The organism is uncultured Lacinutrix sp. (assembly GCF_947500325.1).
Lineage (GTDB): Bacteria > Bacteroidota > Bacteroidia > Flavobacteriales > Flavobacteriaceae > Lacinutrix.
This window is the reverse complement of the sequence record NZ_CANMRQ010000003.1, coordinates 314,390-329,150: the sequence shown is the minus strand read 5'-3', so window position 1 is coordinate 329,150 and position 14,761 is coordinate 314,390. Positions and strand designations below refer to the sequence as shown.

Annotated in this window: 10 protein-coding genes; 4 read left to right on the top strand and 6 right to left on the bottom strand. The window is 31.3% G+C overall.

Going from position 1 to position 14,761, the window contains the following annotated elements:
* Positions 1 to 20 precede the first annotated feature (20 nt).
* From Q0997_RS06435 to Q0997_RS06420, 4 genes are all read right to left on the bottom strand, one after another.
* A complete protein-coding gene (locus Q0997_RS06435; RefSeq protein WP_299886286.1) occupies positions 21 to 584 on the bottom strand; it encodes a hypothetical protein in 564 nt (187 codons plus the stop codon).
* A 45-nt stretch (positions 585 to 629) separates the two neighbouring features.
* Entirely contained in the window at positions 630 to 4,736 is a 4,107-nt protein-coding gene (locus Q0997_RS06430; protein WP_299886284.1) for an Ig-like domain-containing protein, read from the bottom strand.
* Between the two features lie 304 nt (positions 4,737 to 5,040).
* Positions 5,041 to 5,685: a response regulator transcription factor gene (locus Q0997_RS06425; protein WP_299886281.1), complete on the bottom strand. Its 645-nt coding sequence runs from the start codon at positions 5,683 to 5,685 to the stop codon at positions 5,041 to 5,043.
* Positions 5,678 to 8,677: an ATP-binding protein gene (locus Q0997_RS06420; protein WP_299886278.1), complete on the bottom strand. Its 3,000-nt coding sequence runs from the start codon at positions 8,675 to 8,677 to the stop codon at positions 5,678 to 5,680. Before Q0997_RS06420 ends, Q0997_RS06425 begins: the two co-directional genes overlap by 8 nt.
* A gap of 160 nt (positions 8,678 to 8,837) precedes the next feature.
* Here Q0997_RS06420 and Q0997_RS06415 point away from each other — a divergent pair, with 160 nt between their 5' ends.
* Both Q0997_RS06415 and Q0997_RS06410 read left to right on the top strand, forming a co-directional pair.
* Positions 8,838 to 11,177, top strand: a complete 2,340-nt coding sequence (locus Q0997_RS06415) for an ATP-dependent helicase (RefSeq protein ID WP_299886276.1) — start codon at positions 8,838 to 8,840, stop codon at positions 11,175 to 11,177.
* Positions 11,178 to 11,188: 11 nt separating this feature from the next.
* Complete coding sequence (locus tag Q0997_RS06410; protein ID WP_299886273.1) at positions 11,189 to 12,154, top strand: hypothetical protein; 966 nt, start codon at positions 11,189 to 11,191, stop codon at positions 12,152 to 12,154.
* On the opposite strand, the gene Q0997_RS06405 is transcribed toward Q0997_RS06410, so the two are convergent.
* A complete protein-coding gene (locus tag Q0997_RS06405) occupies positions 12,151 to 13,005 on the bottom strand; it encodes an alpha/beta hydrolase (RefSeq protein ID WP_299886270.1) in 855 nt (284 codons plus the stop codon). The genes Q0997_RS06410 and Q0997_RS06405 overlap by 4 nt on opposite strands.
* 49 nt (positions 13,006 to 13,054) lie before the next feature.
* On the opposite strand from Q0997_RS06405, the gene Q0997_RS06400 reads away from it, so the two are divergent.
* Both Q0997_RS06400 and Q0997_RS06395 read left to right on the top strand, forming a co-directional pair.
* Positions 13,055 to 13,675, top strand: a complete 621-nt coding sequence (locus Q0997_RS06400) for an L-threonylcarbamoyladenylate synthase (protein ID WP_299886267.1) — start codon at positions 13,055 to 13,057, stop codon at positions 13,673 to 13,675.
* A gap of 2 nt (positions 13,676 to 13,677) precedes the next feature.
* Positions 13,678 to 14,037, top strand: coding sequence for a VOC family protein (locus Q0997_RS06395; RefSeq protein WP_299886264.1), 360 nt, complete (start codon positions 13,678 to 13,680; stop codon positions 14,035 to 14,037).
* A gap of 11 nt (positions 14,038 to 14,048) precedes the next feature.
* Here the strand turns inward: Q0997_RS06395 and Q0997_RS06390 are convergent, their stop codons facing one another.
* A complete protein-coding gene (locus tag Q0997_RS06390) occupies positions 14,049 to 14,741 on the bottom strand; it encodes a YafY family protein (protein WP_299886261.1) in 693 nt (230 codons plus the stop codon).
* Between the last annotated feature and the right edge of the window lie 20 nt (positions 14,742 to 14,761).

Here is a 14,761-nt window from a genome sequence, read left to right as displayed (position 1 = left end):
ATTAAGTAGTACTATAAATACTAAGGCGTTTGAATACTACCACCAACCATATTAGTCCATAGCGTACCATTATATACTTGTAATTCTCCATTAGCACCACAATCTGTACAGAAAACAAGCTGCCCTTGTGTTGGTGTTGTAATAGCAATACGCTCACTAGCAGTTACATTTTGGACTTTACTTGCGGTATTAGAGTGTAATGCGTAAGGCACGCTTAATAGTTCTGTTGTTCCTAGTGTAGAATAGTTTGTACCACCAGTAATATCTACAGCAGTTTCAAGAAAATAAGGCCCTTGACTCCAATCTATAGTTTTAAAATCACCAATAGTTGCTGTGCCATCACCAATTATAACAGTAACAGCTCCTATGGCATTTACTGTTTGGTTAATGGTTTGTTGGTAAATAATAGTACCATTAATGGTTTGTTGTCTTATCGAGAAATTTAAATTGACGTTTTGTCCATCTAATATATTACCAGAGGCATCTCTTAAAACTCCTTGGTATTTAAAACCGTTATTAGTTTGTGCGCTTAACTCGCTGGCAAATAAAAATAAAGATAGTATGCTTAATATATATAGTTTCATAACTGCTAATTTTAATAGTTTTTAAAAAATTGATTTTTTTACTTTTTATGGGTTTAATAAGGAATCACCAATACTTCCAATAGATCCAGGAACATCACTAAAAGAAAAACCAGTACTTATTGTATTATTTGGTCCTCCTCTAAATTTTAATCCAAAGGTTAAAGTTCCAGACCAATTACCACTATTGGCAGAACCAATAGTTGTTTGAAAAGAAGCGCTTGAAGTTTCTACAAGTTTTCCTGTATTATCTAATATAAATCTAGCAACATCCCCAATATAACCAAATCCAGCTTGTACTGCATTTAAATTAGCCTCTGCGGCATCAAAAGCAAGTGAAGCAGCATCTAAGGAAATTTGCGAAGCATTAACGGCAGCTTGTAATCCACTTAAACTTACAGAGACAGCTGTTAATGTTGCATTTGCAGAAGCTAATGCAGCAATAGTACTTAATCTTGCAGATTGAAGAACAGCTAAACTTATTGCTAATGGCGGTACTTGTATTAATGCTGCAGGATCTGGTACACATACAGCTGGAAACTCTGCGCAACCACAAGATCTTATACATGGGAAATAACAGGTAAAGAAACCACAACTATAACCACAAAAACTTGGATAATAACATGGAATACAACCGGCAGGCGTACAGATTTCCTGACTAAGTAAATAATTAATATTTGTTTCAAGATTTGTAATATCTGTATTGTAGTTATTAATTAGACCTTGTAGATAGTTTACACGATCTTGAAAAACAGCTATGGCATTTTGTGCATTAACAAATTGATTATTTGCTTGATCAAACACCCATTGTGCTTGTTGAAGAGCGTCTTCTGCAGCTCGTAGACCATTAATAGCTTGACCTATACCTTGTTGTGCAGCATCGGTTCCAATAACAATATAGTCTAGAAGTGCTTCATCGAAAGCTTCTAAAAAATTGGTGTTTAAAGCAACATTCATAGATAAGTTTTGATCTGCCCAACCAGTAGGAGTTACTCCAATACTTATGGTTACTTCAGGATTAAGGAGTAAGTTAAGGCCTACACCATTTCCTAATAGTTTTGTTCTTGCGACCAAATGTGTTCCTGCTAATAGGCTAATATTATTGGGGATTTTAACGCAATCGAAATCGGAAGACGTTACTGTTGTATTGGTAGTCACTATAGCAGCGATGCCAGGATCTAAGAATGAAAGGTTAGAACTAATATCAGACGCAGCAAACCCAGAACCTTTAAGTGTGGATTTTAGTGCAACTGCCCAGTAACAACCTCTTGTTGGGTTGTCTATGTATTCTATTTCTACAACTTTATTTGCTTTTGTAAATTTAAAGAATACACGTAAAATACTATTATCTTTTCTTACCCATATAACATAAGGCGATAGGCCAATTAACGCTTTTGCTGCTATTTCTGTAATACCTTCTGGAATAATAGGTACTGCTGTTATAATTTCATCTAAAACAGAGTCTATAGGTCCAAAAACAGTATTGCTGGCTGTTGTTGGTACACCAACAGAGCAGGAGCTAAAAAGGTTTCTTAATGTGGCTGGTGCTCCATTTAGTTTAGTAATAATATCTGCGAAATCAGAATCAATTTCAGTAACGCTTTTAAGATTAATGTTAATAGTAAGGGTTTGCACAACTATATTAGTTGTAGTACCATCGAGTCTTCCTAATAGATTTAAGTTTAATGTGTAATTGGGTCTAATAGCTATATTAAAACTATTTACCAATTTTAGTGTGTATATGTCCGGATTGGTAATATCTTGAACAATTTGAAAATCTTCACTACCGTCATTGGGTTGTGCATTGATTTCATATCCTTCGTAATTAACACTACCAGCACCTGCACTAGTAAGATATAATAACTCTTGCCCTACAGATAATTCTGGTTGTTTCTCTATGCCATAATTGTATCCTGCATTATAACCTATTTGAATCCAGTCTCCATTGTATACCTCAGATACGCGAACATCATTTAATATAAGTTCAGAATGTATTATTGAGATATAAGACGTGTCTAAATTACCAGCAGCATCAATAGCTTCAATTTTAAAATAGAATTGTGCTTCAAAACTAGGTTTTGTGGCCTGTATATTTCCGTTATTATCAATGGTAATAGTACCTCCATTATTTGTTAAGAATTCGTACATTAAATCTGGAAACAACAACGGACCACCATGTATTTCATCTTCTGTAATCTCTGTAATCGTATAATTGGTTACACCAACATTGTCTGTAGCTATTACTTGTTTAATAAAAGTAGGTGTATCTAGTATGCCTGCTACAATACTAAGATCTGTATTTTCTTTTAATATTATTGGTGCTTCTCCATCTGTTACATTTACAGTAATTTGATTTGTAGTTTCTTCTAAAAAACTATCTGTAGCGGTATAGGTCGCAGTGTAAGCTCCTACGGTGTTTAAGTCTATAGTACTATCATCAATAATTACGTTTACTGGATTTCCTAAAGCATCAGTAGCTGTTGCGATTGGCGTAGTGAATGGTTGAAACTGTACGGTGTTAACAGTATCTCCATTGACTATTCCTCCATCTATAGCAATAGTTGGTGGGTCTCCACGTAAAATAGCAAGTGTTAGTATAAACGTTTCTGCATTATTTGAAGGATCTGTAGCTGTATACGTAATATTATATTCTCCTATAGTATTTGGATCGAAACCATCATTAGCAACAATAACAGGAATCGTATCACCATTATCATCAACGGCTGTTGCAGTAGGTATAGTTAAACCAGCACCTTGAACGGCAGAAATGGTTGCTCCGTATTCATACGTTTCTACAGTAATAACTGGAGCAACACTATCTTGTACTCTAAGCGTTAATTCTATTAAGGTTTCATTATTTGAAGAATCTGTTGCTTTATAACTTGCAGGATAATCCCCAAAAACATTACCATTAAAACTAGTGTTTGTTACGGTAACAGGTAAAGTGCCATCTACATCGTCTGTGGCAGTGGCATTTGGTATTGTTGTTGTTGGACTACGTTGTAATATAAGAATAGGATCTCCTGTATTGCCTTCTATATCAATTACTGGAGCAGTTACATCCATAACTTCAGACACAGTGACTTGGTATGTAGCTGTAAGTGTATTTACAATACTGGAAGTAGCTGTAATGGTTACTTCTCCAGGGCTAACACCTGTTACTATACCGTTACTATCTATTGTAGCAATAGCAGTATCACTACTTACCCAAGTGGCGTTTTCATCTTCAATATTTAAAGGAATAGATGTTGCTGTTAGTTCTATGGTGTTGTCTTCATAGACTTGAACAAGCCCGTATATTTCTATGCTTGTAGGTTCTAGATCTCCTGGAGTAGTAGTGAAATTTAAGTCTAAGGTGCCTGTTACATTACCACCATCTGTTGAAGTAGCAGTAACAACCACAGGGCCGTTGCTAATAGGTGTTATATTTCCAGAAGCATCTATAGTAATAACACTTTCATCACTAGACGTCCATGTTACTGTTTGGTTTGCTGCATTTGCAGGAGTAATTATAGTGGATAAAGAAAAGGCATTGTTTGGATCTGTAGCTGTGTCGTCAAAATCTAGATTTACTGTAATAGAGTTTACTAAAATTGGCCCATCTGTTGTTGGTGCTCCAAGTGCATTAGTCCAACTCGTACCATTAAAAACTTGAAATTCACCATTAGTCCCACAATTAGAACAGAAAATAACTTGTCCAGTTTCTGGTGCTAATATTTGATCTCTCTGTAATTCTGAATAAGGAACAACTCCTTTGGTAGTAATTGCAAATTTAGAATGTGGTGAAGCAGTAATAAGCTCAGTTTGGTAAATTTCATAGTTTGTACCTCCAGATCGATCGATAGATATCTCAAAAAAATGAAGTCCAGATCCCCAATTAATAGCATGATAATTACTTACTGTAGGTGTGCCGTTTCCAATAGCTAGTGATATAATACCGCTATTGTTTGTTGTTGGATTAAAAGTCTCGGTATATTGTACAATTCCTCCTTGCTTGAGGATACTTATTTTAACACCAATTTGTTCGTTTTGAATTACAGTTCCCGAAATTTCACGAACTACTGTTTGATAGTTAAAATGTTTTGATTGTTGGGCATAAGTATTATTAACAATACTACTGATAAATAAAAGAAATAATAGTTTGATACTTTTCATGAGTCAGTTTTTTTTGGAGCAGCTATTAACTTAAAAAAAATAAAAGCCACTATTAAACCTTTTAAAGTCAACAATGGCTTTTATAGATTATAGATAATTGATTAATAGCCTTAATTTACAAATGCAAGATATAGTGTCTTATGGAATTATGAAATACGTAGTCGTGTCAAAAAATACGTAGGGGTACGTAGTGTTGGCTTTTGTTTAATTACTTGAATATTAGTTGTTTAGATGTATTTGTATGATTTTTTGATTTATTTTTAATTTAACCGGACAACATTTTACGAGTATTTATGAAAACAAATTAAAGGGTAAGTATTAATTCTTTATTATCGTTTGCCCAAACGGATAAAGCATCTGTAGAAGATTCAATATTAAGTTTATTTAAAATATTTGCGCGATGTTTTTGAACTGTTCTAGGAGAGATTAAGAGTAATTCAGAAATGTCATTAGAAGTTTTACCTTGAGCTATAAGTCTAATAATGGTTCTTTCGGAAGGAGATAAACGCTTTATTTTTTCTAATTCGGGAGAGATTTCTGTTTCAAAAATAGCATTAAAAACAGAACTAAAATATTGACCGCCATTATGTATGGTTTCAATGCATTTTTGTATTTCTATAAAAGGCTCATCTTTTAATAAATAACCAGAAATGTTTAAAGACTTAGCTTTATATATAAAGCGGCTTTCTTTATGAGAGGTTAGTACAATAAATTTAGTTTTTAAGTTTTTATCCTCGCATTTTTTTATAACTTCAAAACCAGTAAGTAAAGGCATTTCTATATCTAAAATAGCAATATCTGGGTTTAGCTTTGTAATCAATTCTAAGGCTATGGCTCCATTTCCAGCACTATCAATAACCTTGTATCCATTAGTTGTGAGTTCTTCTATTAAGCCTTTTAATAGCATTGGGTGATCATCTGCTACTATTATGTTAAGATTTTTAGCCATGTTTTATAGGGATTTTAGCAATGATTTTTGTGCCATTATTAGGTTTACTATCTATAATAAGCTCGCCTTTTAAAATGCGAATACGTTCGGATATTGTTTTTAAACCTAAACTATATTGTTTTTGTGCATTAATAGCATCAAAACCTTTACCATTGTCTTGAATAGAAATATCGACACTATTGTTTTCTATAATTGCACTAACAGTTATAGCTTTAGCTTGCGAATGTTTTAAACAGTTATTAATACATTCTTGAATAAACCTGTAACAATTTAATGTTTGGTCTTCGTTAAAAAAACGATCAATATTATCAATATCTACAGATACAAATAATTCGGTTTGCTCGTCTACTTCAAGAAGCAACTGCTCAATACTTTCACTTAAGCCTAATTGTCTTAATAATGGTGGATATAAACCTCGAGAAATAGAACGTACTTCTTCTAAAGTATTATGAGTTAATGTCGTAATTTCTTTTTGATCTGTATGTTGCGCCTTCTTTTTTATAAGTGTGAGTTGTTGACTAATACTATCATGTAGCTCTTTAGCAATACGTTTACGTTCATTTTCTTGAGATTGTATTAAGCCTTGAGAAAACTCTTCTTGTAAACGCTTTCTAGTATTAGTTTGATTAAGCATCCAGAGTAAAAAAGAGATAACAGCTAAGGATATAATTAGGTAAAACCACCATGTTTTATAAAATAATGCTTTACTGTTTATATCTACAAATAAGGAATTACCAATTTTGTGTCCTGAAAAATCTTTAGCTTCAATTTCAAGTGTGTAATATCCAGCTGCAAGATTTGGAAATTGGATACTATTCTTGCCTTTTAGCGCTACCCAGTCTTTATTATTTAATCGGTATTTGTAATTGTAACCTTTATCAACGGCATTAATATATTTTAAACCAAAATCTATATCTAAAGCACGATTTTCACTAGGCAAAGTAATAGTATGGTTTTTATTGAATAACTCTTGACTAAAGTTGTTTACAAACGTTTTTTTAGTTTTATCATAATGCTTTACCTTTAGTAGTGTTAATGTGGCAGAATCATTTAGTTTTTTTAACGCTTTTGGGTTAAAATAATTCAGCCCTTTTATCATGCCAATAAGGAAATTTTTGCCAGCTTTAATAGCACTGTATCTATTACCTTCATAATGACTAAAGCCATCTTTTTCAGAAAAGCGCGTTGTTGTTTTGTCTTCAGGGTTAAAAGCGACGACGCCGTTAAATGTATTAATCCACCATAAATCATCTTCAAATAAGATAGTGGCAATACCTGCTTTTAAATTATCACGATATATAGTTTTTAGGCTGTTGTTTTCTGGCTTAAATGCTATAATGTGTCCAGAACGTGTTCCTAATAAATAGCCATAATCTTCATGGTAATCTGTCATTAAAATAAAGGAGTCTTCTAAATTAGTATAGAATTTTGTTTCAGAATTTTTTAGATTATAGGTTAGTAGACCTTTATGTGTTCCAGCAACTAAAAATTGTTTGTCTTTACTTAATTCAATATCATGAATTTCTAAAGAATCTGTTTTAGCAAGAGATGTATGTTGGTTTGTATTGCTATTAAACTGCATTAAATGGTAGCCATTGGTTCCATAAATAATAATGCTGTCATTTACTTTTTCTAAACAATTAATGGGATAATGTCTGTAAGCATCTGCTTTATGTGTGTTTTTATTTACTTTCAAGATATTGCCGCCACTATTACTCCATATAATACTGTCTTCTACAATAAAGTTTCTTGATGAATGTGGAAGAATAGCTTCTTCATTTTCTATAATTTTAAAAGACGTTAAAGAATCATTAATAGTATTAAATTTATACCAGCCATTATTGTCTGTAGCAATAATGTAGTTTGTTGAATCTAAAGGTTTAATGGCTCTTAATTGTTTGTCTTTTAAATATGTTTTAATCGTTTTTTTAGGAAATTTATAGTAATGTAATTCACCATTTGTGCTTAGCCATAAATCATCATTTAAATCTTTAGAAATTACTTCTATACGACCAACTTTATCATAGTTTGTAGATTCTATTGTTTTAAAAACATCATTTTTAAAAGCATTAAAACTAATAGTTTGATTTTCTGAAGCAAAAATTATGGTCTTATTATTAGTATCTGTATAGCAATTTAAGTGCTCGTTATTTAGAGTTGTTTTTTCAGAATCTAAAGGTGTAAATTGAAAATTCTCTGTATTAAAACGATGTAAAATTGGAGTACCATTTATAAAAGCATATAGTATATTGTTTTTTACAAAACACTCATCAATCCAAAATTTATTCTTTTTAGAATCTCTATCTCTCTTAAAAGAATCTGGTGAGTATCGTTTTATAATAGTTCCATTCCAATCTAAAATAGTAATTGGAAAATTATCATCACCAATAATACAGAAATCTTTAAAAGGAATAAGCTTAGTTGAAGAATCAAGTAAAAATTTATTTTCATTACTTGTAAAGCTGAAAAGAGTTTTAATACTTAAATCTTCATTTAAAATATTAAGTGTAATCGTTCTTTTATTTTGAGACAAAATATAATCTTTACCATTATAATTTATAATATCTGATAAGGCGTCGGTTTTTAAATTACCATAAAATTTTATAGGTGTAAATTCGCTTGTTTTTGGATTGAATAGGAGCAGTGCATGTTTAGGCTTAAAAGCTGTTTTTATGTAAAAAAGCCCATCTTTACGTTTGTAAATTTGATGTACTTCGGTATAATCAAAACCATAGTCTGGAAGTGGAATACTATGAAAATTAAATCCATTAAAACGCTGTAAAGCTAATTTCTTATTGTTAACTATAATGGTTCTAATATCTATATCTTTACCACCTAACCATAAAAAACCATCGTTATCAAAACATAAACTATTTATATTGTCTAATTCTAAACCATCTTGCTTTGTATAGGTTTTATGGTACAGTTTGTTAGATTGTGAAAACGATACAATTGTATAAAAGAATAGTAAGTATAGAATACTTTTATTCATTGAGACTTTATTAAGATTTAGTTTTTTGTAATAGCCTTGTAAATATATTCAAAAAAAAGTAAGTAAAAGATTATAGATAATTGTTTATAATTATTAATAAAACGGATGGCGTAAAACCGTGACAATACGTATTTTTATGCCCTTATAAAAGATAGCGAATTTGGAAAAGTATTTAAGTCAGTTAAACGAAGCACAATACGAGCCTACAGTACAGAAAGATGGCCCTATGATTATAATTGCAGGCGCCGGTTCTGGTAAAACGCGTGTGTTAACTTATCGTATAGCTTATTTAATGAGTCAAGGTATAGATGCTTTTAATATTTTGGCACTAACCTTTACCAATAAAGCGGCCAAAGAAATGAAAGGCAGAATTGCCGATATTGTTGGTGATAGTGAAACAAAGAACCTTTGGATGGGAACGTTTCACTCGGTTTTTGCTAAAATACTTCGTTTTGAAGGACATCATTTAGGATTTCCAAGTAACTTCACTATTTATGATACTCAAGATTCTCAAAAACTTCTAGGGTCTATTATTAAAGAGATGGGTTTAGAGAAAGATATTTATAAAACAAAACAAGTTTATGGTAGAATCTCTTCTTATAAAAACAGCTTAATAACGGTTAAAGCCTATTTTAAAAACCCAGAACTTATGGAAGCTGATGCTATGGCACGCAGACCAAAAATGGGAGAAATATATGCAGAATATGTAGATCGATGTTTTAAAGCTGGAGCAATGGATTTTGATGATTTATTGTTGAGAACTAATGAATTGTTAACTAGGTTTCCATCAGTTTTAGCGCAATATCAGGATAGGTTTCGTTATATATTAGTTGATGAGTATCAAGATACAAATCACTCACAGTATTTAATTGTACGTGCCTTGGCAGATCGTTTTCAAAACATTTGTGTTGTTGGAGATGATGCGCAAAGTATTTATGCGTTTCGTGGTGCGAACATTAATAATATCTTGAATTTTCAGAAAGATTATGATGATGTTAAAATGTATCGATTAGAGCAAAACTATCGTTCAACAAAAAATATCGTTGGCGCAGCAAACTCGGTCATCGAGCACAATAAAACGAAGTTAGATAAAATAGTTTGGACAGCTAATGATGAAGGTGAAAAGGTAAAAGTACACCGCTCATTAACAGATGGAGATGAAGGACGTTATGTTGCCAGTGCCATTTGGGAAGAAAAGATGAACAATCAATTGCTAAATAGTGATTTTGCAATTTTATATCGTACCAATTCACAATCGCGTGCTATGGAAGACGCTTTGCGTAAACGGGATATTCCTTATCGTATTTATGGTGGTACGTCATTCTACCAACGTAAAGAAATAAAAGATGTTACAGCATATTTGCGTTTAATACTTAATTCAGCAGATGAAGAAGCTTTAAAACGTATTATTAATTATCCTGCGCGTGGTATTGGTCAAACAACCATAGATCGATTAATTATAGCGGCTAATGCTAGTGGAAAAACTATTTTTGCTCTTTTAAAAGAAATTGATACTATTGCTATTAATATAAATAATGGTACCAAAAATAAACTTAGAGATTTTGTTACTTTAATTGAAAGTTATCAAGTCATGAATCAAACAGCTAATGCTTTTGATTTGGCAGAACATGTTACCAAAACTAGTGGCTTAATTAAAGAGTTTAACAAAGATGGAACACCTGAAGGTGTTATGAGACTTGAAAATGTAGAAGAGCTCTTAAATGGGATTAAAGATTTTGTTGAAGGTCAATTAGAAATTGCAGATTCTAAAGATGATTTAGCAGAGTTTTTAGAAGATGTCGCTTTAGCGACAGATTTAGATGGAGATAAAGGAGATCCAAATCACGTGGCATTAATGACCATTCACTCATCTAAAGGCTTAGAGTTCAATCACGTATTTATAGTAGGCTTAGAGGAAGATTTATTTCCAAGTGCTATGAGTATGAATACGCGTAGCGAGCTAGAAGAAGAAAGACGATTATTTTATGTAGCTTTGACAAGAGCGGAAAAACAAGCGTATTTAACATACGCATTATCAAGGTATCGTTGGGGGAAATTAGTAGATTCTGAACCAAGTCGATTTATAGAAGAAATAGATGATGAGTTTTTAGATATAATAACTCCAATAGAAGAACGCCGAATAAATCCAATGTTATCTGCAGATATTTTTGGAGATGTTCAACCAAATAAAATAAGATTTAAAAAACCAGTACAACCAAAATTTCAAAAGAAAGTGGCAAAAAAGAAAGAACCGATAAATTTCGAAATAAGTGCACCAAAAAAAATGAAAAAAGCTTCAGAAATAGAAGCACCAATAGAAGCCAATTTATTTGGAGGAGAACTTGTTGAGGGTAATAGAGTAAAGCATTTAAAGTTTGGTAGAGGAGAAGTACTTAAAATAGAAGGTAAAGGTAGTGATGTTAAAGCCGAAATTAATTTTGAATTTGGTGGAAAAAAGAAATTGTTATTACGTTTTGCTAAGTTGGAGCTGATAGGGTAAATGTTAGGATTATGAAAAAAGGTTTTTTCTTAATTTTAATTCTACTTTTTTGTTCATATATTATAGAGGCTAAAACAGATAGTGTTTTAACCATTAATAAAGCTGATTATCTATATACAGAATACATAGGTAATCAGCTTTCTATTTTTAAAATTAAAAAAAACATAACACCGGTTTTTATTCAAAATAATGATACTGAAATTGGATTAATTGACGATAAGGATGGTTATACAAATATTAGAGAACAACAAAATAGTAGTTCTAAAATTATTAGTATAATAAAAGAAAACGAATATTTTTTCTATAATAAAAGTACTAACTCAAATTGGTTTTTAGTAAAGGATTTGCATGGCAATGTAGGGTTCGTATATAAAAACAGAATAAAAAAAATGAACAGTGATAAGCTATATAGTTTATCTATAAATAAGATTATTTCTACTAATGAATCGTATTCAATAAATTCGATTACTGAAGAAAAAACTAAAGACACAATTGTTAGACTTGAGGACTTAGATTCTTTTTTTGATTTTGAGTATCAGGATACTAGTTTTAATTATGATGAAATTAAATTAGTTCATAAAGACAAATCTTCTGTTGTTTTTAAAAAAGAAGATATTAGTGTGCATATTTCTAAAACAAGTTTTGATGTTTCGAACCATAAAATTGGGTATAATGAAAAGTACAATAATATTGTCGAATCTATAGATGGTAAAGAGTTTTATGGAGCAGATGGTAATCTTCCTAATATGAAATACTCAGCATTTGAGATTGTTCAAAATAATATTTTATTTAAAATTCCTAAAGAAAAAACAGAAGATTTGTACGAACCAAATTTTGGTTTAACTTCGGTTTATAGCACAAAAGATGGAAGAATAATAATTGTTATGCATAATAGTGATGGTGCCGGAGCTTATTCTGTTCTTTTTATTATAAAAAATGGGGTTTTATTAAAGAAACATGTATTTATACTTTTCTAATGATGTATTTCAACAAAAGCTTTTAGCTTAGTCCAAGTATCTAATAAATTTGTGCCTTCCCAACCATGACCTTCATTAGGGTATAGTGTAAATTGATGAGGTACATTTAGAGTTGTTAGTTTAGCATCCATATCTACACCTTGCGATGTTGGTATTAAATTATCCATACCGCCGTAAAACAAAATAGTTGGTGGAGAAGTCGTTTGTACTTGATGAAAAGGACTGTATTGTTCTGCAAATTCAACTGAAGGTGCAACTCCAAAAAATAGAAAAGCAGGATTAACTATAGAAGAATACGCTGGATCTGTGAAATTAGTTGGCCCAACAATACTGCCAACCATATTTACATCATTATTAGTATCATAACTGTAAGACCAAAGCATTGATAAATGAGCACCAGCACTAATACCTAAAAAACCATAATCTTGAGAAATAGTATAATCTGTTTGTTTTGTTTTAAGTTCACTAATTACTGTCGTAATATCATTTAATTGCATAGGAAACGGAGATACACCTTGAGATGCCAAACGGTAATTTATATTTACTATAGCATATTCTGGTAAATCAATTAATAGTCTATCTTTTATATCATCCATATCTGCTTTGTCTCCAGAAGTCCAACCACCACCGTGAACTAATACAATTACTTTAGTATTTAAATCCCTATTGGGAGGAAGATAAATGTCATAAACTTGATCGCTATCATTACCATAAGAAACATTTAAAAGTTGATAACTTTCAGACGGATCAATAATCGTTTGAGGTTCGGGATTTGTGTCATCATCAGAACAGCCAGTTAACCCAAAAATTATTAAGAAACCTATAAAAAAGAGTTTAGAAAACTTTAGCATACTAAAAAATTGTGTTTACTTTATAAAACGGTAATGTAAGATACTTATTATGGCAGACTTTATTAAGATTTATGAAGAAAACCCGAATCCTAAAGAGATAAAAAAGGTAATTGACGTTCTAAAAAGGGGCGGTCTCATTATTTATCCAACAGATACGGTTTATGGTTTGGGGTGTGATATAAATAATAATAAAGCTTTAGAACGAATTGCTAGAATAAAAGGTGTGAAGTTGGAAAAAGCCAATTTATCATTTATATGTCACGATTTAAGTAATTTAAGTGATTATGTCAAACAGATAGATACGTCTACGTTTAAAATATTAAAACGCGCTTTACCTGGGCCATATACTTTTATTTTGCCAGGATCTAGGTCTTTACCGTCAGTTTTTAAGAAGAAAAAAGAAGTTGGGATTCGTATTCCAGATAATAATATCACTTTAGATATTGTAAAAGCATTAGGTAATCCTATAATTTCAACGTCAATTCGTGATGAAGATGTTATTTTAGAATATACTACAGATCCGGAATTGATATTAGAGAAATGGGACAATTTAGTAGATATGGTAATAGATGGAGGTTATGGAGGTAATGAAGGATCTACTATTATTGATTTGTCTAATGGCGAACCCGAAGTTATTAGAGAAGGTAAAGGCGATTTAAATATTTTTTAAGAATGAAAACACCTCAAAATAATACAATAAACTACGTTGAATTTAAAGCACATGATTTAAATATAATTAAGACTTTTTATAGTAGAGTTTTTGGTTGGGGTTTTACTGATTATGGTGATAGTTATATTTCTTTTTCTGAATCTGGTTTAGATGGTGGTTTTGAAAAAACAGAGGAATCTATTATAAATGGCGCTTTAGTTGTTCTTTATCATGATAACTTAAATAATATTAAGAAATCGATCATTGAAGCTGGAGGTGAAATTACTGTAGATATATTCTCTTTTCCTGGAGGCAGTCGTTTTCAATTTAAAGATCCATCTGGTAATGAACTTGCAGTATGGACTCATGCAGATGAGGTATAATAGAACTTTAATTATTTATGATCATAAGGGCAAGAAGCAAAATAATCCTGAATATTAAATTGCCTATCTTCAAATTGCTCTTCTAAAATTTTAAAGTACTGAATCCTATCAATCCTAAAAGCTCTTAATTCATTTCTTAAATGACACCAAGCGATTAGAATCCACTTATTATTTGTAGAATACATAGCACAAGGTTCTATTTTTCTGAAGGAGATTGTTGGATCATTAGCTTTTTTATAATTTATTTCTATAAAATTAAAATTAGTAATTGCTAACTGTATTTCTGATAATGCGTCACTAGTAAAGTCTTCATAACTCCAGTTAAAGACATGAATTTTATCACTTAATAATTCGCTTTTTTCTTGAACTGAGGTTCTAAAAACAGATTTTATTTTGGTTAAAGCATCATTAAAGTCACTAACAAAAGACACATCTTTAGATTGACTAATAATATGTTGAGCAGTAACTAATGCATTAGCTTGTTTCTCTGTGAATTGTACAGGAGCAATAGTGTAGTTGTCTACTAAACTATAGCCTCTACCTTCAATTGTATATACAGGAACACCAGCTTCTTCTAGTTTCCTAATATCTCTATAGATCGTTCTAACACTAACATCGTATTTTTTCGCCAACTCAGTAGCCGTTAATAATCGCTTCGATTTTAACAAGGTCAACATAGATATAAGTCTCTGTAATTGTAACATATAAAAACAAATATAGCGAA